18 protein-coding genes are annotated in these 21,861 nt (G+C 66.6%); 6 read left to right on the forward strand and 12 right to left on the reverse strand.

From position 1 onward, the window contains the following. Positions 1-627: 627 nt before the first annotated feature. The 7 genes from AC1MCD_RS18745 to AC1MCD_RS18775 are packed head-to-tail and all read right to left on the reverse strand — an operon-like array spanning position 628 to position 8,067. On the reverse strand, positions 628-2,001 hold the full coding sequence (locus AC1MCD_RS18745; protein WP_498674164.1) for an NtaA/DmoA family FMN-dependent monooxygenase: 1,374 nt from the start codon (positions 1,999-2,001) through the stop codon (positions 628-630). Between the two features lie 10 nt (positions 2,002-2,011). Beyond that, entirely contained in the window at positions 2,012-3,097 is a 1,086-nt protein-coding gene (locus tag AC1MCD_RS18750; RefSeq protein WP_498674166.1) for an LLM class flavin-dependent oxidoreductase, read from the reverse strand. After that, complete coding sequence (locus AC1MCD_RS18755) at positions 3,094-3,927, reverse strand: DUF1684 domain-containing protein (protein WP_498674167.1); 834 nt, start codon at positions 3,925-3,927, stop codon at positions 3,094-3,096. Before AC1MCD_RS18755 ends, AC1MCD_RS18750 begins: the two co-directional genes overlap by 4 nt. Next, positions 3,911-5,053: an LLM class flavin-dependent oxidoreductase gene (locus AC1MCD_RS18760; protein WP_498674169.1), complete on the reverse strand. Its 1,143-nt coding sequence runs from the start codon at positions 5,051-5,053 to the stop codon at positions 3,911-3,913. Before AC1MCD_RS18760 ends, AC1MCD_RS18755 begins: the two co-directional genes overlap by 17 nt. Then, complete coding sequence (locus tag AC1MCD_RS18765) at positions 5,050-6,093, reverse strand: transporter substrate-binding domain-containing protein (protein WP_498674171.1); 1,044 nt, start codon at positions 6,091-6,093, stop codon at positions 5,050-5,052. Before AC1MCD_RS18765 ends, AC1MCD_RS18760 begins: the two co-directional genes overlap by 4 nt. Before the next feature lie 10 nt (positions 6,094-6,103). Further along, positions 6,104-6,961: an amino acid ABC transporter ATP-binding protein gene (locus AC1MCD_RS18770; RefSeq protein WP_498674173.1), complete on the reverse strand. Its 858-nt coding sequence runs from the start codon at positions 6,959-6,961 to the stop codon at positions 6,104-6,106. Further along, entirely contained in the window at positions 6,958-8,067 is a 1,110-nt protein-coding gene (locus tag AC1MCD_RS18775) for an amino acid ABC transporter permease (protein WP_498674174.1), read from the reverse strand. The genes AC1MCD_RS18770 and AC1MCD_RS18775 overlap by 4 nt, the downstream gene beginning before the upstream one ends. A 334-nt stretch (positions 8,068-8,401) precedes the next feature. On the opposite strand from AC1MCD_RS18775, the gene AC1MCD_RS18780 reads away from it, so the two are divergent. Both AC1MCD_RS18780 and AC1MCD_RS18785 read left to right on the forward strand, forming a co-directional pair. After that, positions 8,402-10,417, forward strand: coding sequence for an FAD/NAD(P)-binding protein (locus AC1MCD_RS18780; RefSeq protein WP_498674176.1), 2,016 nt, complete (start codon positions 8,402-8,404; stop codon positions 10,415-10,417). A gap of 123 nt (positions 10,418-10,540) precedes the next feature. Then, positions 10,541-11,017: a GNAT family N-acetyltransferase gene (locus AC1MCD_RS18785; RefSeq protein ID WP_498678426.1), complete on the forward strand. Its 477-nt coding sequence runs from the start codon at positions 10,541-10,543 to the stop codon at positions 11,015-11,017. On the opposite strand, the gene AC1MCD_RS18790 is transcribed toward AC1MCD_RS18785, so the two are convergent. After that, on the reverse strand, positions 11,003-11,701 hold the full coding sequence (locus AC1MCD_RS18790; protein WP_498674178.1) for a maleylpyruvate isomerase family mycothiol-dependent enzyme: 699 nt from the start codon (positions 11,699-11,701) through the stop codon (positions 11,003-11,005). The genes AC1MCD_RS18785 and AC1MCD_RS18790 overlap by 15 nt on opposite strands. Positions 11,702-11,983: 282 nt before the next feature. On the opposite strand from AC1MCD_RS18790, the gene AC1MCD_RS18795 reads away from it, so the two are divergent. The 4 genes from AC1MCD_RS18795 (at position 11,984) to catC (ending at position 15,862) form a co-directional block, all read left to right on the forward strand. Next, on the forward strand, positions 11,984-13,369 hold the full coding sequence (locus AC1MCD_RS18795) for an MFS transporter (protein ID WP_498674181.1): 1,386 nt from the start codon (positions 11,984-11,986) through the stop codon (positions 13,367-13,369). A gap of 127 nt (positions 13,370-13,496) precedes the next feature. Beyond that, the gene (locus AC1MCD_RS18800) at positions 13,497-14,441 is read left to right on the forward strand and encodes a LysR substrate-binding domain-containing protein (protein WP_498674184.1); all 945 of its coding nucleotides are present in this window, start codon (positions 13,497-13,499) and stop codon (positions 14,439-14,441) included. Then, complete coding sequence (locus tag AC1MCD_RS18805; RefSeq protein WP_498674186.1) at positions 14,438-15,541, forward strand: mandelate racemase/muconate lactonizing enzyme family protein; 1,104 nt, start codon at positions 14,438-14,440, stop codon at positions 15,539-15,541. Before AC1MCD_RS18800 ends, AC1MCD_RS18805 begins: the two co-directional genes overlap by 4 nt. A gap of 42 nt (positions 15,542-15,583) precedes the next feature. Beyond that, positions 15,584-15,862 (forward strand): muconolactone Delta-isomerase, encoded by a 279-nt coding sequence (gene catC, locus AC1MCD_RS18810; RefSeq protein WP_498674188.1) that lies wholly within the window; start codon positions 15,584-15,586, stop codon positions 15,860-15,862. A 44-nt stretch (positions 15,863-15,906) separates the two neighbouring features. On the opposite strand, the gene AC1MCD_RS18815 is transcribed toward catC, so the two are convergent. The 4 genes from AC1MCD_RS18815 to benB form a co-directional block, all read right to left on the reverse strand. Beyond that, positions 15,907-18,738, reverse strand: a complete 2,832-nt coding sequence (locus AC1MCD_RS18815; RefSeq protein WP_498674190.1) for an ATP-binding protein — start codon at positions 18,736-18,738, stop codon at positions 15,907-15,909. Between the two features lie 61 nt (positions 18,739-18,799). Beyond that, positions 18,800-19,627, reverse strand: coding sequence for a 1,6-dihydroxycyclohexa-2,4-diene-1-carboxylate dehydrogenase (locus AC1MCD_RS18820; RefSeq protein ID WP_498674193.1), 828 nt, complete (start codon positions 19,625-19,627; stop codon positions 18,800-18,802). Next, positions 19,627-21,198 (reverse strand): benzoate 1,2-dioxygenase electron transfer component BenC, encoded by a 1,572-nt coding sequence (benC, locus tag AC1MCD_RS18825; RefSeq protein WP_498674195.1) that lies wholly within the window; start codon positions 21,196-21,198, stop codon positions 19,627-19,629. The genes AC1MCD_RS18820 and benC overlap by 1 nt, the downstream gene beginning before the upstream one ends. 121 nt (positions 21,199-21,319) lie before the next feature. Then, on the reverse strand, positions 21,320-21,856 hold the full coding sequence (benB, locus tag AC1MCD_RS18830; protein WP_498674197.1) for a benzoate 1,2-dioxygenase small subunit: 537 nt from the start codon (positions 21,854-21,856) through the stop codon (positions 21,320-21,322). Between the last annotated feature and the right edge of the window lie 5 nt (positions 21,857-21,861).

The raw sequence follows: 21,861 nt of genomic DNA on the forward strand, positions 1-21,861 counted from the left end.
CTTCGGCCGCCGGCTTTCCTCAATGTAGTGAGCTGGCTAACACCAACGGAAACAAACAATTAAGATATGTGCTATCGATTACATCGATGAGAGCCGTAAGCCGGGAGGCGGCCATTAGGCCAGGCATGGCCGCTGCCGTCCAGGCCTGCTTATTGCCGACTTGGTAGGCTCCCGGGTCACCAGGTGGAGATGAATCTCGAGGTCCGTGGCATCCGCACCGGATGCTTCTGAACAGCGTTGTTGGAGCAGGCCTGCTCAAAGTTAAGTGAGGTCAAACGCGGCCTCGTGTGTAACCGGACTCAGAAAGTCCTGAGAGCCTGGCTAACGGCGCGGAGTTCGTCCAGTTGGGGCACACCCTATCCTGACGTCAGGTCCTGGTCCCAACAGCGTCAGGATGGAGTCCGATGCAAGCGTCCCGAACATCTCGCTGTGACAGTCATAGATTTCACTCTGACAAGTTATCGAGCAAAACCGGCACCGCGGGCCAGAAACCCTACAGCGGCTGCTCCCACACCGTCAGCTGCAGCATGACAGTACCGCGGCCACCGGCACCATCAGCGGAAGGGTCGACGACGGCGCTCTCCTCACCGCCGTCGTCGTGCCTTCTCCCGAAACCGGCCACGTGCATCAGGCGCGGACCGTCTCCGCGGTCTCATCCGCAGTGCGAACCGGTGTTTCCAGCCCAAGGTTTTCCCGCAGCGTCGTTCCCGCGTACTCGGTCGGATAGACGCCGCGCTCCTGCAGTTCCGGCACCAGGTGGTTCACGATGTCGTCCAGGCCCGTGGGGACCAGCCACGGCGAGATGTTGAAGCCGTCCACGGCGCCCACCCGGGCGAATTCAGCCAGCTGGTCGGCCACCGCAGAGTAGGAACCCGTGAAGGTCGCATCAATGCGGGCCGTCTTCGAGGTGACGAACTGCCGGATGGAGAGGCCCTTGTCCTTGGCCTCCGCCCGCCACTGGTCCGCCAACTGCCGCGCCTTGGCACCATGAAAGCCGCTGCCCCGGGTCTCGGAGGTCTCCTCCACCACGGGGTCGATCTCCGGGAGGGGACCGTCCGGATCGTATTCGGAGAGCTCGCGGCCCCAGAACTGCTCCAGGTAGGCCACGGCCTGCTGCGGGCCGATCTGCAGGCTGCGCACCCACTCCTTCTTTGCGGCAGCTTCCTCGGCGGTGGGGGCGAGGATGAATTCGCTGGCCGGCATGATCTGCACGGCGTTGGCACCCCGCCCGGCGGCGATTGAACGCGCCACGAGGTCCTTGCGGAACTCGACGGCGGCCTCAAACTTGGGGTGGGCCGAGAAGATGACGTCCGCCTGACGGGCCGCGAAGTCGCGCCCTTCCGGCGAGTCACCGGCCTGGAAAAGCACCGGTCGGTACTGCGCGCTTCGCGGCAGGCGCGGGGTCACATCCACCGTGTAGTGCTGGCCCTCGTGGAGCACCCGGCGGGCGGGACCGGACGGCGTTTCCCAGGAATCCCAGATGCGCTTGGCCGTCTCGACGAAGGCTTCGGCGTGCCTGTACCGGTCGGCGTGGTCCAGGTATCCGCCGCGGCGGAAGTTCGCACCGGTCCAGGCGTTGTCCGTGGTCACGATATTCCACGCGGCACGGCCACCGGAGATCAGGTCAAGCGAGGCGAGCCGGTGCGCCAGGTCCGCGGGGTCGTTGTACGTGGTGTTCTGCGTGGCCACCAGCCCGATGTTCTTGGTCACCGACGCCAGGGCGGCAAGCATGGTCTGCGCGTCAGGCCTGCCCACCACATCCAGCGCGTGCGGCCTGCCGAGGTGCTCCCGCAGGCGGAGCCCCTCGCCCAGGAAGAACGCTGCGAACAGCCCGCGCTCGGCGGTCTGGATGATGCGGCGGAACGATTCGAAGTCGGTCTGGGAGCCCGATTCCGTGGCCTTCCAGATGGTGCCGGAGTTGACCCCCTGGAAGAAGATGCCGAACTGCAGCTTGCCCGTGGGCGTGAAAACTTCGGATTTAGCACTGCTGTGCTGTGTCATGGTTATCCCCTTAGTTTCCGGCGCCGACGGCGGCGGATGCGTAGCGGCTGGCCGGACGGGTCAGCCCCAGCAGGTCGTGGAAGGTGCCGTCCTGCACCGGCGCCCGAAGGACCCCCCGGCGCCTCAGCTCCGGCAGGACCAGGCGTGAAAGCTCGTCCAGCTCCAGGGCGAGCGACGCCGGGTGGAGACGGACGCCGTCGGCCTCCGTCAACAGCAGCTCAAGGAAGTCCGTGAGCCCGGCAGCAGTGCCGGTGTAGCGCGCGCGGCCGCTTTCGTTGCCGCCCTGGCGCTCAGCCGCACCCTGCCCGCGCGAGTCCACGACGACGTCGAGTTCGGCAATGACCGCCACGGCGGCACCTACCCGGGCGCGGACATCCCGGATCTCCGCGGCGAGCAATTCTGGCGTGGGCGCGGTGACGAGGACAGCGTCCACGGCATCCGCCGCAACCTGCCCCGCGCCGACCACGGATGCGGCCGCCAGCACGGGCAACTGCCCCTGCAGCGGCCTGGGAATGATGGACGGGCCCTTGACCGAGTAGCCGGGGCCGGCATAATCGGCCGGGGTCTCGAAGTCCGCGTAGTGCAGCTTGTCCACGTCGATGTACCGGCCCGTGGCAACGTCGCGGATCACGGCGCCGTCCTCCCACGAGTCCCACAGCCGGCGGGACACCTCGATGGAGGCCGCGGCTTCCTGGGCCAGCGCACCCCCAGTTACAGACGGGCGCCCAACGGCGGCGGCAGCCTCCGGTGATTCCGCCGCGGTTGCGATCCACCCGGCACGGCCGCCGGAGACATAATCGAGGCTGGCGAGCTGGGTGGAGACGTGGAACGGCTCGGTGTAAACGGTGTCCACCTCGGGAACCAGGGCGATGGTCCGGGTCAGCGGCCCGGCGTAGGCGGCGCGCTGCAGGGCGTTGGCGCGGCCTGGAACCGGTGTGTCCGCGAAAGTGGCCACGTGGAACCCTGCGGATTCAGCGGCCAGGACGGCCTCGGCGAGGCTGGCGAACTCCCCGCCGCCCCAGCCCGCGCCGTCGAGTTCGATCGCCAGGAAGCCGGCGCTGCCCGACTTCGCGGTGCGGTGTTTTGGAGTGCTCACTTCTGGTCCTGACGTTCGTAGGGAATCTTTTCCCCTGCTTCGATGGGCACCGGCAGCCGGTTTTCGGCCGGCGGCAGCGGGCAGGTGGCCAAGTCGGTGTAGGCGCAGGGCAGGTTCACGGCGCGGTTGAAGTCCAGGTGCACGGTGCCGTCGGCTGCGGGAACCACCGAGAGCGAGCGGTTCGCCTCATAGGTGGTTCTGCCCGAGGTCTGGTCCGTGAACAGCACCGACAGCGAGCCGGGGGCGTGGCCGTTGAACGCGGTCAGCGCCAGCTCCTGTCCGGCCAGCTTGAACCGGATCTCACCCGGCGCCTCGTACACGTGCTGGATGCCTTCGACGGCGGCGCCCACCGTGGTTGAGCGCGGCACCTCAAACGGCACGTACTTTCCGGCCACGGCGAAGGCCGCATTCGGCGTATAGGCGGGGGTCCCTTGGTATTCCAGCAGCAGCGGGTTGCCGGGGTTCCGCGGCCGGACAATGTACTCACCGCCGCGCTTGGCAACCTCGATCACCGTACCGCCCGAGGCGAGATTGAGCCCGCCGCGCTCCTCAAGGGGGCCGAACTTGAGGGTTGCCCCTGCTTCGGTGTTCAGTTCCTGCCCGTCCCGCTGCAGGCTCTCGCCCGCCTCAAGGACCACGCGGACGACGTCGTTCTCCGCGCTCCAGGTGCCGGGGGCACCTTCGAGCGGCGTGGCTTCCGCGCCCAGCCAGTGCAGGTGGGTCACCGCGAGGAAGCCGTGCGGGTGTGCGCGGTTGCGCTCGTGGGCGGCGTGCCAGTCCTGCCAGTCGGCGTCGAAGGACTCAAGGGCGGTCTCAGTGGACGAGGGCATCTGTTCTCCTGTTGGTCGGGTGGTTAGCCGAGTCGGCGGCCGGGCCGGCGGACTCCGGGCGGCTGCCGTACGGGTCTTCGGCCTCCCAGAGTGTGGTGGGCGCTGCGGTCCGGACGGCGGGGATGACCTCCAGTGCGAACCGTTCCAGGATGTCCAGCTGCTGTTCAAACGGCAGCGTGGTGGGCAGCGAAACGGACTGCAGATCGTGGCCGTACAGCGAGTGGTAGCTCAGGATCTTGTCGATCACCTGTTCCGGGCTGCCCACCAGCGCCGGCCCCTCGGCCACCGCGTGCTGGATGTCGCGGAACGGCGAGTTGTTCCCCGGGACGTTGCGGTTGGCGGTGAGGGCCTCGTAGACCGGGCCGTACTGGCGGATGGCTTCCTGAGTGGTGTCCGCGATGAACACCCCGCCGGCGCCGCTGCCCGAACCGAGGTACTGCTGCTTCGGATCGTGGCCGTGGCGTTCGTATTCTTCCCGGTAGTGGTCAATCAGCACCTGGTAGTTTTCCCGCGGCTGGATGGCGTTGGCGGTAAACAGCGGGTCGCCCCATTGTGCAGCAAGCGCCGCCGAGGTCAGTGTTGTAGCAGACCCGTGCCAAATCCGGAGCGGGCCGGCGAACGGCCGTGGCGTGGTGGTGGTCGGTTCGGTTAGCGGGGCGCGGAACCGGCCGGACCAGGTGACGCCTTCCTCGCGCCAGAGCCGCCGCAGCAGCTCATACTTTTCCGCCAGCAGGTCCCACTGGTCAGCAAGGTCGAGGCCGAAAAGCGGGTACTGGAGGACTTCGTTGCCTTTGCCGATCACCAGTTCCAGCCGCCCACGGCTCAGCTGGTCGATGGTGGCGTAATCCTCCGCCACCCGCACAGGGTCCAGCACGGAGAGTACTGTCACGCCGCTCTGCAGCCGGATCCTGTCCGTGACTGCGGCGATGGCTGCCAGGACGGTGGTGGGCGAGGAAGAGATGAACTCGCCGGCGTGCCGCTCCCCTACCGAGAAGCTGTCAAAGCCAAGTTCTTCGGCCCGGCGCGCGGTCTCCACCACCTGGTTGAGCCGGTCCGCCGTGGAGACGATCTCGCCGGTCAGCGGGTTCTTCAGATGCGGGATGATGTCCAGGACCTGAAACTTCATTTTGCGGCTCCGGTCGGGGTGGCACTGGCCTGGGCAGCAGCGAAGCTTTCCGCGGTGACTGTCTTGGATTCCGGCAGGGCTTCCTCGGACAGGCCCCAGCGCTCCAGAACCTCGGCGTAGGAACCATCCTTGATGGCGGAGTTGAGGGCTTCCGTGAGCACGGGAGCCAGGCCGTTGCCGCGGAGCGTGGTGGCGGCCACGAGGGTTTCGGAGGGCCAGCCGGCGTTAACCTTGCCCACTACCTTGAGGTCATCGCGGGTGTTTTCCCGGTACACGGTGGACGGGTACGGGGCGATGTTGAGGTCGGTCCGGCCGGAGGAGAGCGCCAAGATGGTGTCGGCGTCGGTGGAGTAGTACTGCAGGACGGCCGGGGCCTTGCCCTTATCCTCCAACTCCTTGTTCCAAGCCAGCAGGATCTTCTCCTGGTTGGTGCCCGAACCCACGGATACCTTCAGGCCGGAGATGTCGTCGGCGCCCTTGATGTCGTAGGTGGCCGACTTCTTGGCTTCGAAGCCCATGAACGCCGCGCGATAGGTGGCGAAATCGAACAGCTTCACGCGGTCCTTGTTGACGCCCACGTTGGAGAACACTGCTTCAAAGTCGCCGGACTGGGTCTTCAGCGGCCAGTTCTCCCAGGAGGTGACCTGGATGTCGAGTTCCAGCCCCAGCTTGTCCGCCACGAGCTGGGCGAGGTCCAGTTCCACACCAATCGGCGTCTTGTCGTCGGTGGCGTGGAAGGTCAGCGGAATGGATCCTGCCGTGGTGGCCACGGTGAGCTTGCCGTCCTTGCCAATCAGCTCCGGGACCTTGGCCGCGAGCGCCGCGTCCTTCTCCGCCCGGATCCGCTGCTGATCAGGAGCGGTGTTGTAGACCACGCCGTTGCGCGCCGCCGTCGCGGACGCGCCGCCGGACGCTGAGGCGGAAGCGCCGGGGTCTGAGCACCCGGCGAGTGCGGCCGTTCCGAGAAGTACGACGGCGGGGAGTACCGCCAGCGAGCGCACGCGGCCTGGGGTGCGGTGGGGACCAGTGAAAAATGCCATGGTGAATCCTTTAGAGGTTGAAAGCCGGTTCAAGCACTTTGGAGAAGAAGCTCCGGGTGCGGGATTCCTGCGGGTTGGCGAAAATCTGTTCCGGGCTGCCCTGCTCCACGATCTGGCCCTCGTCCATGAACACCACCGTGTCCGCGACGTCGCGGGCGAAGCCCATCTCGTGCGTGACGATGATCAGCGTGGTGCCGGACTTCGCGAGTTCGCGGATGACGTCCAGCACCTCGTTGACCAGCTCGGGGTCAAGGGCGGAAGTGGGCTCGTCGAACAGCAGGATCTTGGGGTTCAGGGCAAGCGCGCGGGCTATGGCCACGCGCTGCTGCTGGCCGCCGGACAGCTGGCGGGGGTAGGCGCCCGCACGGTCCTTCAGGCCCACCCGGTCCAGGAGTTCAAGGCCGCGCTTCCGGGCCTCCTCCTTGGAGCGGCCCTGCGCAACCACCGGCGCCTCGGTCACGTTTTCCAGGGCGGTGAGGTGCGGGAAGAGGTTGAAGTTCTGGAACACCATGCCGATTTCGGTGCGCTGCTTCAGGATGTCTTTCTCGCGGAGCTCGTGCAGCCGCCGTCCGCGGACCTCGTATCCCACCAGTGTGCCGTCGATGGCGATGTGGCCGCCGTCGACTTTTTCCAGGTGGTTGATGGTGCGCAGCAGGGTGGACTTGCCCGAGCCGGACGGGCCCACGATCACGGCCACTCCGCCCGGTTCAACAGTCAGGGTGATGCCGTTCAGGACTTCGGTGGCGCCGAACGACTTGCGGACCTGGGTGATCTCCACGAGGCCGCGGGTGGGTGCTGCGGCTTCAGTGCGGACGCCAGAGTGGGTGGCAGTTTCGGTGGAGGTCTGGGCGGCGGTGGCGGTGCTCATCGCGGGCTCCTTGCTCGGCTTGGGGCCACCGCGTGGGTGGCGAAGAATTTGCGGGCCTTCTGCAGGGGCGTCAGCGGCAACGTCCGCACGGCGCCCTTGGAGTAGTGCCGTTCGATGTAGTACTGGAACACGCTGAGCACGGACGTGATCACCACGTACCAGAGCGTGGCCACCAGGAGCAGCGGCAGTACCTGCTGCGTGCGGTTGTAGATGACCTGCACGGTGTAGAACAGCTCCGAGTAGGCCAGCACGTACACAATGGACGTGCCCTTGACCAGGCCGATGATCTCATTGAAGGCCGTGGGCAGGATGGCCCGCATGGCCTGCGGCAGGACAATCCGGGTGGACCTGCGCCACGCCGGGATGCCCAGTGCGGCTGCCGCCTCGAGCTGCCCCTGATCCACGGACAGGATGCCGCCGCGGATGATCTCCGCCGAGTACGCGGCCTGGTTCAGGGTCAGCCCCAGCACTGCTGCCGCAAACTGGCTGATCAGCGTGGTGGTCTGCACCTCGAAGAAGCGGACGTCGGTGAAAGGGATACCAAGGCTGATCTTCTCGTACAGGTAGCCCAGGTTGTACCAGAGCAGCATCTGGACCAGGAGCGGCGTGGAGCGGAAGATCCAGGAGAAGGTCCACGAGACGGACACAAGCAGCGGCGAGGCTGACAGCCGCATCAGCGCCAGGATGAAACCCAGGACGAACCCGAGGATCCCGGAAATGGCCGTGAGCTTCAGCGTCTCCAGGAGACCGTTGACCACTGACTGGGCGGTGAACCACTGCGCCACCACACCCCATTCCCAACGCGGGTTGGTGGCCAGTGACCAGGCGATGGCCACAACGCCGAGCGCTACCGCCGCCGTTCCCACCCAGCGCCACGGATGCTTCGAACCCACCACGGGGTAGCCGGAGTAGTCGGTGGCCGGGCCGCGGGCGCCCGGGTTGGTGCCGGACGGGCCGGATGTTCCTGCCGCGGTGGACGCCGGTCCGGGAGCCGGCTGTGCCTGTGCTGACTCTGCTTCCGCCTGCACTGACCCTGCCGGTCCTGACCCTGCTGATCCGGATCCGGACCCTGCCAGTCGAGTCTCGTTGGTTACTGCTGAACTCATGCGCCACCTCGTTTCATCTGTTGTGCCGGGGCAACCCGGCACTGATGTGCCGGGACCGTGATGCGGGGTTAAACCTCGCGTTCTGGCTGCCAATCTAGGGCCGCCGGGAAAGGGGCAGCAAGGCGCCAGGTTGCATTGCTTCACGCGGCTTAGCGCAGCGTCATGAGTCGGTTTTTTGCGCTGTTTGACGTGCTGTGACGCGGAGTTAACGGGCGTGACCATGCCCTCGACCGGCCTCGTGCGTGCTGCCTAGCATGGGCACTCAGCCGCCGTCCCGTCAGCCTGCTGCCCGAGTCAGCAACCCACGCCAAGCCATCCCCGATCAGGAGCCCCCATGCCAGCGCACGTACCTTCCGTTGTGTTCATCGGCGGCGGTCCGCGGACCGCGGGGGTGCTGGAGCGCCTTGCCGCCAACCGGGCCGCACTTTTCCCGGGCGCGCTGGATATCCATGTGGTGGAACCCTACGAGCCGGGCTCCGGCCGGATCTGGCGTTACGACCAGCACCCCGGCCTCATGCTCAACTCCGCAGCCACGGACGTCACCATGTTCACCGACACCTCCGTGGCCTGCAGCGGCCCCGCCGTCGACGGCCCGGGGCTCGCCGAGTGGGCCGCGGGTGTGCTGGACGGGTCCATCACGGACGTCCCGGATTTTCCTCTGGCCCTCCGCGGGCAGCTGCAGTCCCTGACCGGGGCGACGTTCCCCACGCGGCAGCTGCAGAGCCAGTACCTTGAGTGGTTCTTCCGCCGCGCCGTTGCCAAACTTGGGGGCAGCGTCACGGTCCACCGCACCACCGCCGTCGCGGTGGAGCCTGCCCACGTCCCCGCTGCCGCGGTCTCCAGCAACCAGGGGTACGACGCCGGCAAGCACCTCGTGCGGCTGGCCAACGGCGGGACGCTGCCCGCCGACGTCATCATCACCGCGCTCGGCCACACGGACTCGCGTCCGGACGCCGCGTCCGCGGCCTGGTCCGGTTTCGCCGCCCGCCACGGCGGATTCCACGCGGCACCCAGCTACACCACCGACGTCGACTATTCGGCCCTTGCCCCCGGCCAGGACGTGATTGTGGCCGGTATGGGCCTCGCGTTTGTGGACCTGCTGGTGCTGCTGATGGAGGGGCGCGGCGGCAGGTTCGAGGAAACCCCCGACGGCGGCCTGAGGTACCGGGCGTCCGGCAGGGAGCCGCGGCTGTGGGCGGGATCGCGGCGCGGCGTGCCTTACCACTCCAAGATTTCCGCTGCACTGCGCGGCGAGGCCCCCGGCGAGCTGCGTTTCTTTACTGCCGAGGCCGTGGGGGCGCTGCTGGAACACCACACCGAGCTGGATTTCCGGGCGCACTTGTGGCCGCTCATCGCCAAGGAAGCCGGGTATGGCTATTACCGGGAGCTGTTCACCGGCAGCCCGGACCGGGTCAGCACCGGCTGGGCGGAATTTTCTGCCAGCTTCGCCGGGCTGGACTGGTACAGCGCGGCCCGGGAGGAGCTGGTGGCGTCGGCGGTCACCGACCCTGCCCTGCGCCTGGACCTCGAAGCCCTCGACAGGCCGTTTGCCCGCGAGCCGTTCGGGAGCGTGGCTGATATCCAGACGGCAGTGGCCCGCTACATCGAACGGGATCTGGAACTTCGCGACAGTCCGGACCACCCCGAGACGATGGCCCTCTTTATTGCACTCCTGAAGGTGTACATGGATCTTGGCCGGCTGGTCCCGGCCGAGCGCCTCAATGCCCGGTCCCAGCAGACCATCCACGGCTGGTGGCACGGATTCTTCAGCTTCGTGGACTCCGGGCCGCCTCCGCGCCGGCTGCGCGAGATGCTGGCCCTGCACCGGGCAGGGCTGCTGCACTTCCTGGGCCCGGGCGTGGACATCACCGCGGACGAGTCCACCGGCGAGTTTGTGGCAGGCTCCCCGCAGGGCGGCTTCAGCGTCCGGGCCAACGCGTTCATTGAAGCGCGGCTGCCGGCAACGTCCGTGGCCCGCTCGCTCAATCCGCTGCTGGCATCGCTCCACACCTCGGGACTGGGAAGCGAACAGCAACTGCTCACGGCGGACGGCATCCATTCGACCGGTAAGCTGCTCGTCTCGGACAGTCACCAGCTCGTGGACGGGGACGGCCGGGCACGCGGCCGGCTCTTCGGCGTGGGCCCGGGGACGTCCGGCTGGGGTGCCGGGGCCTTCGCCAGGCCCCGCACCAACGCCGCACCGTTCCGCGAGAACGACGCCCTGGCCAGGACTGTCCTGGGCGTGGCAGCGGAACTGGTTGCCGCCCGCTCTGCGTGCACCCCCGCAGCGTCCACCCCCACAACCGGGCAGGACGCACCTGCCGGACCCGCCGTCGTCGTAAAGGCCTGAATGATGAACGTGACAACCAGCAACACCGTCAGTCCCAAGACGCTGAAGCCGGCGCTGCCTGATCCCGCGGCACCTAACCCCGCGGCACCTGGCCCCGCGGCGCTGGCGGTCCTGCTCCTTCCCATGCACGATCCGCGGGTCCGTCCCCTCCTGGACGAACTGGCCGTGGAGTACGACTCCCGCTACGGCGACCTTTTTGGCCGCGGTGCCGCCGCCGAGGAACTCAACCGCTACCCGGCGTCGGAGTTCGAGGGGCAGGGCGGTGCGCTGCTGGTGATCCAGGAGAACGGCGAGTCCGTGGCCGGAGGCGCCTTCCGCCGGTACGACGCGGACACGGCTGAGTTCAAACGGATCTGGACCCACTCGGCACACCGCCGCCGCGGGCTAGCGCGCCTGGTGCTGGCAGAGCTGGAGTCACTGGCCGCCCGGCGGGGCTACCGGCACGTTTATCTCACCACCGGTCCGCGCCAGCCCGAAGCCAAACACCTGTACCTCACCACGGGATACGAGGCACAGTTCGATCTGGACCAGGACCCCGAACTCATCGGGGCCCTCACCTTCACCAAGGATCTGCCGGCACCGGCCTCACCAGGTCGGTAGTGCCGGCACCGGGCCGTCAACCTCAATATGTTCGGCGTCCCCACGTGCCAGCCACTGGAGCAGGCCTTCGCGGTCGGACACAACGCGCAATCCGCCGTCGCCGATCACCCACTCGTCACGCTCTTCGGTCACCAGCGTCATACCTGGAGCATCCTTGGCGCGCAGGGACCGCACCACGGCCTCGAGGGCGTTCAGCAGCGAATCCGGATCGGCCTCCTCAATGGTCCAGGCCGTGTCGAGGTCATGGTGATGAACCACCACCTCGGCAATCCGGAGCGCCACGATGGATGTGGCGGGGACCGCCTTGCCATTTACCTGCACTTCCGTGGCCGCGAGTTCCCCTGAGAGCCGCTGCGCCTGCTCAGCAAAGTTCCGGGCGGACTCCCGCACTGCCTCAATGAGTTCCTTCCGCGGCAGGGCCGCCAAGGCAGCGATCTCCTGCGAGCGGGCCTCGCGTGAAGCGTACAGGGGACGTTCCTCGCCGGAGGTTGCCCAGTCGATGAGATTTACCAGGGCACGGCCGCTGGAGGCGACGTGCGCAATAACGTCGGCCCGGCTCCATCCCTCGCAAAGCGAGGGGACGATCATCTCGTCGTCGGCAAGGGACTCAACGGTGGCCAGGAACATGTCCGTTTCCCTGCCGAGGCGGGACAGGTCGGAGTGAAGGCGTGCAGGGTTGATCATTTGGCCAGCCTACCCACGGGCCAGTTTTCATTCCACCGTTCTCGGCCCCGCCGTCCATATCCAGATCGTCTCGACTGAGACGGGCAGCACTGCCGAGGGCTGACCTCCCAAAATCGGCAGTTTGAGATCACCAGCATATGAATACCCCCCGGGCGGAAAGCCGGGCATTCCCCTCATATGTTGTGCATCACACCTCTGTCAGGCTAAAAGCACTCGGAGGACGGCCCCTCGGATTCTCCCGGCGCCGCAAGCCTCCACTTAAGTCAGAGAGGACTTGGGCCCATGTCTCAACCGCATGCCGTTATCGCCGAAAATCCACAAAAGGAGGCGCGCACTGCCAACTGGGTCGCCTTCATCATCTGCACAGCCCTCCTGTTTGATGGCTACGATCTCGTCATTTATGGCACCGTCCTGCCAGGGCTGCTCGCAGACCCGGGCCAGATCGGAGCATTTGATGCAGTCACCGCCGGCCTCCTCGGATCCTGGGCCCTGATCGGGGTGCTTGTAGGCTCACTGGTTTGCGGCGCTGTGGGTGACTTCTTCGGCCGCCGCCGGCTGATGCTCCTGGGCATAGCCTGGTTCTCGGTCGGCATGTTCGCCACCGCCTTTGCCACCAGCGTCCCTGCGTTCGGTGCCCTGCGGTTTGCGACCGGACTTGGCCTGGGCATCGTTATCGCCAGCGCCGGCGCCACCATGGCTGAATTCGCACCCGCGGGACGGCGGCAGTTCTACAACGCAATTGTTTATTCGGGTATCCCGGCAGGCGGCGTCCTGGCCTCCATCCTGGGCATCCTTTTCCTCGACAGCATCGGCTGGCGCGGGCTTTTCATCATCGGCTCCCTGCCGCTGGTCATTCTCCTGCCTATTGCCTGGCGCAAGCTCCCCGAATCACCGCGGTGGCTGCTGTCCCGGGGCCGTGAAGAGGAGGCCCTCGCCGCCGCAGAGCGTACCGGCGTACCGCTCATCGAAGAACAGGTCATCCTGCAGGCCGGCGCCGCGCCGCAGAAATCAGGCTTTGCAGCCGTCTTTTCCCGCCAGTTCGCCGTGGCAGCCATTCTGCTGGGCCTGATGTCCTTCTGCGGTCTTCTGCTGACGTACGGCCTCAACACCTGGCTGCCCAAAATCATGGAGGGCTACGGCTACGGGCGGACATACTCCCTGTTCTTCCCGCTGGCACTGAACCTCGGCGCAGTGGCAGGCGGCCTGCTCGCATCCAGACTGGCGGACAAGAGCGGCCCCCAGCGGGTCATCGCGGCCACCTTCGCGCTGGCCACGATTTCCCTGGCGTTGATGACCTTCAGCTTTCCGCTGCCGTTGCTGTTTGCCTTTATCGCCCTCGCAGGCGTGGGAACACTGGGAACCCAAGTACTTATCTACGGGTTCCAGTCCAACTACTTCACCACCAACGCCCGGGCCGCGGGCGTCGCATGGTGCGCAAGCGTGGGGCGGCTGGGCGGGGTGCTCGGCCCGATCATCGGCGGCTGGCTGGCAGCCGCAGGCATCGGCGGATCCACGGCTTTCTACATCTACGGGGCCGTGGCCCTGGTCGGCGCCCTCGTCACCGTCCTGGTGCCCCGCCAGCGCAAGCTGGAGGAGGCCGAACACAAAGTCGAGGAGCTCGCCGAGGGCCGGGCGGAGGACAGCGTCCCGGCTGAGCAACTCAGGTAGCGCTCCCGGCCGCCCTGGGCACATTACGCCTGCGAATTATCCTAGTAGGGCTTATTATGGTTATTCTTTGAATCAATCACGAGCCCAGGGCAGCATCGGGGCCGGTTAGCGGAAGGACGGGACCACCTTGGACATCCGCCAGCTGAACTATTTCATCGCGGTTGCCGAGGAGAGGCATTTCGGCCGAGCCGCCAAGCGCCTGCATATGGCGCAGCCACCTCTCTCGCAGCAGATCCGCCAGCTGGAAGATCAGCTCGGCGTGCGGTTGCTCAACCGGACCACCCGCAGGGTTGACCTCACGGCGGCGGGTCAACTCCTGCTGGACCGTGGACGGCAGATCGTCAACGATGTCGCCACCCTTCAGGCCGATGTCTATCAGGTGGGCAGGGGCGCCACCGGCGTCCTGCGCGTGGGCTTCTCAGGGTCTGCAACTTACGGCGTCATGCCCCAGATCGCCCGCCTTGCGAAACAGGTCCTGCCAGGCCTGTCCCTCGCGCTGCACGGCGAAATGCTCACGCCATCCATGGAAGCGGGGCTGAGGGACGGCACTCTGGACGCAGCGTTGCTGCGCCCGCCGGTCGCCTCGCAGGACATCGACTACCGGACCGTCACCCAGGAGCCGCTCGTCGTCGCGCTTCCCTCGTTCAGCGCCCTGGCCGTGGACCGGCCCGTGGCAATGCACGAACTGCAGGACCAGGACTTTATCGCCTACGGACCCGAGTCCGTGCTCTACCGCACCACCGCAGACCTCTGCCGCCAGGCGGGTTTCCAGCCACGCATCACCCAGGTGGTTGGGGAGACCTCGACGATGCTGGCATTCGTGGCCGCAGGCGGCGGGGTGGCGGTCATGCCGTCCAGCGTGCAGGCCTTCCAGCTTGAAGGCGTGGCCTACCGGGAGATAGAAAACGTCCCCGACGTGGAGCTCGCCGTCGCCTGGCTGCGGGGGCATCAATCTGCGCTGCTCCACAACTTCCTGGAGGTCGTGGTGACCGCAACTGCGGGAGCCTCGGCGCCTGCTCCGGCCCCCGGCCCTGCGCCGTTTCCCTCTGATGAAAGGCTTACCCACGCATGAAGATCGCGGCCATTGAGGCGATTCCCTACTCGATCCCTTACCTTCATCCCCTTCACTTCGCGTCCGGTTCCGTGCACGAGGCAGACCACGTGCTCATCAGGCTTCGCACGGACGACGGCGTGGTGGGCACCGCTGACACCCCGCCGCGTCCCTACACCTACGGCGAGACGCAGAAGTCGATCGTTGCAGTGGTGGAGGACATTTTTGCTCCGCAGCTGATCGGCGTCGACATTTTTGACCGCGAAAAGGTCCAGTCAATCCTGTACCGGACGGTCCACAACCAGACCGCCAAGGGGGCCGTGGACATCGCCCTCTGGGACGTCATCGGCAAGACTCTCGGTCAGCCGGTGACAAAACTGCTGGGCGGGTACACGGACTCCCTGCGTGTCTCCCACATGCTCGGCTTTAAGCCCGCCCAGGAATTGCTGGCATTGGCTCTGGAGTTCCGCGCGACGTACGGCATCAACACGTTCAAGCTCAAGACCGGCCGCCGCCCCCTCCACCTCGACGTCGAGGCCGCCCGGGTACTGCGGGAGGGCCTGGGCGAGGATGCGGAGCTCTACATGGACGCCAACCGCGGCTGGTCAGCCAACGAGGCGGCCGAAGTACTTCGCCGCACGGCGGATCTGGGCCTGCAGTTTTTGGAAGAGCCCGACGACGCCCGCGAAGTCCTGGGCCGACGCCGCCTCGTGACGAACTCCCCCATCCCCATCGCCGCAGACGAATCCGCTGCCAACCTCGGTGAGGCCGCACGGGAAATCCTCACCGGCGGCGCCAACCTCCTGGCGGTGAAGACGGCGCGGTCCGGCTTCACCGAGGCGGCCAAAATCGTCGGGATGGCCGAGGGCATGGGAATCGACGTTTACATCGGCAACCAGATCGACACCCAGGTCGGTACGGCCGCCTCCGTGACCTTCGGTGCCGCCTTCGCCCATACGGCCAAACGCGCGGCGGAACTTTCCAACTACCTGGACATGTCAGACGACCTGCTGGCTGAGCCGTTGGCCATCACCGGCGGACGCATCCGCGTTCCTGAGGGCCCCGGCGTGGGTACGTCTGTTGACGAAGACAAGCTCGCCCTTTACCGCACCGACCGCTAGCACCGCCTTTCCGATAGCAACCCCATTACCGAAAGGATTTTTATGAAGTACCTGGTCCACATGGACGTCAACATCCCCGCCGACCTGCCGGCCGATGAGGCCGCGGAGATCAAAGCCACGGAGAAGGCCTACTCGCAGGAGCTGCAGCGCTCCGGCAAGTGGCCGGAAATCTGGCGCGTGGTGGGCGAATACGCCAACTACTCGATTTTCGACGTCGATTCGAACGACGAACTCCATGAGATCCTGCAGAACCTGCCGCTGTTCCCCTACATGGACATTTCGGTGGTGCCGCTCGCGAAGCACCCCTCAGACGTCAAGTAGGCAAAGGGCGCAAGCAGGCAGCGGACGCATGTGTTCCGGGTCACTCAGTCCTTGGCCCGGAACACGGCCGCGAGCTCGCTGCGGGAGCGGATTCCCATCTTCCGGTAAAGCCGGGTCAGGTGGTACTGCACGGTCTTCTCCGCAAGGAACAGCGCCCGGGCCGCCTCCTTGTTGGTGGCACCGCCCGCCACCAGCTCGGCCACCGCCCGTTCCTGCGCTGTGAGCTGGAGATGGTGGTTGCTGACAGCGGTGAGCACCGGATCGGCAGGGTCCGGCACGTTCCCGACGTCGAGCCCCGTTGCCTTGAGCTCCCGGTCGCACCGTTCCACGTAGGTGGCCGCCCCCAGGGTGTCGTATAAGTCGCGGGCTGCGCGCAGGACGGTTGACGCCAGGCGCCGCTTGCCTGCCCGGCGCATGCTCTGGCCGAAGGCAAAACTAATCCGTGCGCGCAGATACGGCCGGTTCAGCCCCCTGAGGTGGCCCAGGGACGCCTCAAAATGTTCCCTGGCAGTGTCCGGGTCTCCCTGCGCGGCCACGAGCCGGCCCCTCGCCCACGCCATCCGCGCCATATCCGAGGGTATTTGCCGTTCGCGCGGCACACGCTCGAACGCTGTGAGGAACGAATCCGCGGCGTCGAGCTGGTCGGTCATGACAAGGGCGTTGACGTAGGTGTCCTGCCAAGGCCAGAAGGACACGCGGTGCTCGGTCCACGGGTCCAGCTCCGTCAGCGGCTGCAGGACAGCCAAAGCGCCTTCATAGTCCGCCCTCGCCTCGTGGAAGCGGGCACGCGCGAGGCTCGCCGGCACCTGCATGGCGCGGTATGTTCCGGGCTGCACCGCGGCTTGGGAAACGTAGTACCGGGCCCGTTCCCAGTCTCCCCGCATGGACCAGAGTTCCGCCGCAGTCCAGTAGAGCAGCGGGCGGATCAGCGGCATTCGCGAGGTCTCGAGACGCACGGATGCGCGGGCCACGGTGGCGGCTGCCGCATCCCAATTCCCGAGCACCAGGTGGGTGCGCGCCAGCCAGGCCTCCGCCCAGAGCGAAATGCGCATCGAGCCGCCGCGGTATTCAGTGGGTGCCGCGGACTCGAAGTTCACCAGGGCCGTCTCAACGTTGTCCAGGCGCAGCGCCAGCCAGCCTGCGCCCATCTGGACCCGCTGTTTCTGGGCGTTCTCGGCAGCATGTTCGAAGGCCCGGTGATAGGAGGCCTCCGCCTCCGAAACCCGGCCCTGCGCATACAGGCCCAAGCCGTAGATTGCCTCTGATTCGATGTGGGCCGGCGTTTCCGGCGGCGTAAGTTCCATGGCCCGCTCGGCCCAGGTGGTAATCATCGGGCCGTCCCAGGACGCTACCCCGTGCAGGACGAAGCGCTGCGCAACCTGCGCGGCGGCGGCCGGATCACGCTGCGGGTTGGAGGTGCGCCAGGCCATCTCCAACTGCGTCTGCGCGCTGTCGTTCTGTCCCGACGCGGTGGAGAGGTAGCCCAGGACGGAGGAGCGGAGCGGCGACGGCGGCAGGGCGTCCACGGCCGCAGTCCACATCTGGGCCTGGGCAATGTTGCCCGAACCCACCAGGGCATCCACGGCCCTCAGGAGCCTGTCGTTCCGGGAACGGATGTCCAGGGAAAGCCGGGAAGCGGAGAACAAAGCTGTTGAGGCGTCCTGCCACGCTCCCACCCGGGCCTGGCGACGGGCGAAGTCCTCCAGCTCCTCAGCGAGGGCCTCATCCGCACCGGGGGTGGCGGAGACACGGTGGCCCAGCCGTTCGCCCTCGGGCTGCACCGCCTCAGCAGCCAGCCGATGAAGCGCAATGCGCCGGCTGGGAACGATCTGTTCGTAGACGGCCTCCGCGGTCCCTGGTTCCAAGAACACGACGGCGGAACGGGCCTGGTCAACGGTCAACCCCAGCAGCCCGGCACGGTGTCCCTCATCGAGTGCCGCCATGACGGACCCCGCCCCGCTGACCGCCGCAACCTCGGCCATGTTTGCGGCGCTCCCGAGCACTGACGCGGCCTCCGCGACGGCGATCAGGCCCGGGGACGCCACAGCCAGGACACTACGCACCCGGGCGCGCACACGGGACGTCGGAGGGAGGGAGGGAAACCAGGTCTGCCAGGTTTCCGCGGGCAGCTCATGGAGCAGCTCCACGATCGGTTGCGCAAGCCCTCGGGTGTGCCGGACCAGGCCGTAGGCCGCCGTCGCACTCAAATCGACGCCGAGCATCCGCCTGGCGAGATCCTGCACCTGCTGCGGGGTGAGCGGTTCCAGCGGGATTGTGACCACTTGGTGGCCTGTCAGGAAGTCCAACGCACCGGTAGGGACGCGCAACGCGTCGTCGGGGTTGAGGGTGAGCACGAACAGAATCCGTTTTCCATGCAGCCGCCGCATGACGAAGGTGAGGATGCGCAGGCTCTCGACGTCGAGTTTGTGGACGTCATCCACGGCGACAACCACGCTGCCGTGGGACTGCAGTCCTTCGAGGTGGGTACTGAGGGTGGAAGCGTAATTAACCACCTGGTCGGGGGTGAGAGCCGCGACGGGACCCGCCGGCAGGGCCGGGCCGCCGTCGTAATCCTTTGCCGAACGCAGCGGCAACGTGAGCATGAGCTGGGAGTAGCCGGCGAGGGGAAACTGCGCCTCCCACTCATCGCCCATGGCGGACAGCACCCGGACACCACGGGCGCCGGTGCGGCAGTGCTCAAGGAAGAACTCCAGAACCGCGGTCTTCCCGGACCCGGAGGGGCCGGAGATCACCACGGCACCCACTTTGCCCTTGCGGACGGTCCGGAAGATCCCCAACAGCTCCTCGAAGACCCCCGACCGGCCCACAAGCGGTAAGTCCTCCGCCATTTCACCGTGTATGGAGGCCGCCGTCATGGCCGCAACTCTACCGGAGCCGGCCTGCCGGGCCCGGCTGCGGCCATCCATCAAGGTGTCCTCAGCCCAGGTCCCCGCCGGCGACCGGAAGGATGCTGCCGGTGACGTAGGACGCTTCATCAGATCCGAGGAACACGATGGGTGCGGCCTGTTCGTCCAAGGTCCCGTAACGCTTCATAAAGGACGAGTCCACGGTTTGGTCAACGATCACCTGGTACCAGGCCTTTTCCGTGGTGGATTCGGCTTCGGGCCCGCGTTTGACCCTGCGGGGCGGCGCCTCGGTACCGCCGGGGGCTGCCGCCACCACGCGGATTCCGCGGCCGCCCACCTCCATCGCCAAGGACTGGGTCAAGGCGTTGACCCCGCCCTTCGCCGCCGCATACGGCACGCGGTGCATGCCGCGGGTGGCCACCGAGGAAACGTTGACGATGGTGCCTGAACCCTGTTCCAGCATGGCCGGCAGCACAGCCCGGCAGGTCCAGAGGGTGGGGAAGAGCGAGCGGCGGATCTCTTTCTCGATCTTTTCCTCGTCGTACTCTTCGTAGGGGCGGGCCCAGATGGTGCCGCCGACGTTATTGACCAGCACGTCCACCCGGCCGTGGGCGGCCAGCGCCGCCTCCACTGCCTGCTGCGCTCCCGCGAAGGTCTCAAGGTCTGCGGTCACGGAAGTGGCAGAGCCTCCTGAACCGGAAGCCTCCGCCGCCGCCTGGATCCCTTGCGCCACCTCATGGACCAGCTCCGCCCGGTCTACGAGGACGACGGCGCCGCCCTCGGCACCGATGCGCTCGGCCACTTTCTGCCCAATGCCCTGGGCGGAACCGGTCACCAAAGCGACTTTGCCGGCGTACCGGCCAGGAGTCACAAACTGTCCCGCATATGGCCGTGTCATCAGCGGCCTGCCTTGGCGTCGATCGCTCCGGCCATGGTTTCCTTGGCGTCGTGCGCATGGGCCATGATGACCTCCCGCACCCGCGCCTTGTCCTGGCGCTCAAAGGCGTCAACCACGTCAAGATGGTCCTGGGTGACCCGCTCGAAGATGGGGGTCCCCGACTCGAGGGCCGCAGCCATCTGCGCGTGGACGTCGAGCCGGCGGTAGGACTCAAGCAGCATGGGGTTATCGCAGACCACAAAGAGGTATTCGTGGAACTCCTCGTTGGTCCGCGCGAACTCATCCGGTTCCTGGATGGTGCCCCCCGTCACTGAGCGGGCGGTGGCCTCGGCGAGCCGGCGGAACTGCTGCAGCTGCTCGTCGCTGAGGCGGCCCAGCATCAGTTCGCTCACCGCGAGCTCCAGGCCCATGCGAGCGTCCAGCTGCGCGAAGCTGTCCTCCTTGCGGAAGTCCAGCCGGCCGGTCTCCAGGGAGGAGACCGCCTCGCTGCGGCTCATCGTGTCGCCTTCGGCCTCGATCTTCTCTGCCGGTGCCGGTGCGCCTGTTTCGGCGTCGCCCCCGGTGGTTTCCTTCGGGGCAAACCGCTCGAAGTAGAAGTTGGCAGGCTTGATGCCCTCGGAATCCAGCCATTTCGACACGGCGTTCACCATGGGAGGCGGACCGCACAGGTAGATGTCCACGTCGCCGTCGTTCAGGTGCTTTGGCGCAATGATCTGCGTGACATAGCCCGTATGGGGGGCGGACGTCCCCGGTTCGGAGGCAATGTAATCCCAGGTGAAGGCGGGCAGCTTCGCCTCGTACTCGCGCAGCCAGTCCAGGCCGACGATGTCCGCCTCACGGGTCAGGCCGTAGATCAGGTGGACCGGTACCGACGGCGGGTTCTCGGAAAGCTTCTCGAGGATGGACAGGAGCGGGGCCAGGCCTGTGCCGCCTGCCAGGAGGAGCAGGGGCCGCTTGGGCTCACGCAGGAAGAATGAGCCGTACGGACCCGTGAACTCGATGGTGTCGCCCACCGCAGCCCTGTCCCGCAGGTATTCGGACATCGCACCCTGCGGCGTCACCCGCACCATGAACGACGCATCCTGCACCTCGGGGCCGCTGCTGAAGGAATAGGAGCGCTCCGCGTCGGTTCCGGGGACCTTGATGTTGACGTACTGGCCCGGGAGGAAGGCCAAAGCGTCCCGGTTTTCCGCCTCCAGGGTGAAGGAAACTGTCGTTTCCGAATGCTTGTTGAGGTCCTTCATGGTGGACGTGAAGGTGGTGGCCGAGGTCTTCGCGGATTCCGACGTGGCAGGAATCTGGATGGCCAGGTCCGACTCCGGAACGGCCTGGCAGGTGAGCAGGTACCCCTTTTCGAGTTCCTCCTCCGTCATCGCGTCGTCAATGTAGTCGCCCGGATCGAAGGAGCCGGAGTCGCAGAAGGCCTTGCAGGTGCCGCACGCCCCGTCCCGGCAGTCCGACGGAATGTTGATGCGTGCCTTGTACGCGGCGTCCATCACGGTCTCGTAATCGCCGACCTTGATGACTTTGGTGACGCCGTCCTCAAAGCTGAGGGCTACTTTGTGGCCCATGGTTTCCTCCTGGCTGGGGGCGCGCCGAGGCGACCCTGGTAGTGCGGATGTGCCCTGCGGGCACGGGTGTGAAACGGCCAAGGCCGGTGCCGGGCACATGCCGGGCACCGGCGCGGGGCCGTCAGATCATGTAGACGTCCACTACGTGGTGGATGTAGTCGTTCTTGAGGACGACCTTCTTTTTCATGATGACCGGCTCTGCGCCGGCGAGGTCGATCGTGTAGAAGCTGGTCCCGAAGTACGTGTCCGTGGTGTCGTACCGGACGTACAGGGTGAACCAGTTGAAGCGCACCTTCACCTGGTGGCCGTCGTGTTCCATGATTTCGACGTCGGTGATGTTGTGCCCGGTGCGGGGCTCCGGCAGGGAGGTGGCCGAGGACCGGTCCGTCTTGATCCGGAAGACACGGTCCTCAATGCCGCCGCGGTTGTCATAGTAAATGAGCGAGATCTCGTTCTGCGGGTCCTCGGTCAGCTGGCCATCGACGTCCCAGGCGGGCATCCAGAACTCGGAGTCCGGGTGGTAGCACTGAAGCCACTCATCGAACTGGCGGTCATCGAGCAGCCGGGCCTCCTTGTACAGGAAGGCGCGGACGGTTTCGAGGGTGGCGATCTCCTCGGCGCTTTTGAGCGCCGCAGCCGGCATTGTCAGGTTGGTCATGGGTT

This window comes from Arthrobacter sp. BF1 (genome assembly GCF_056680215.1).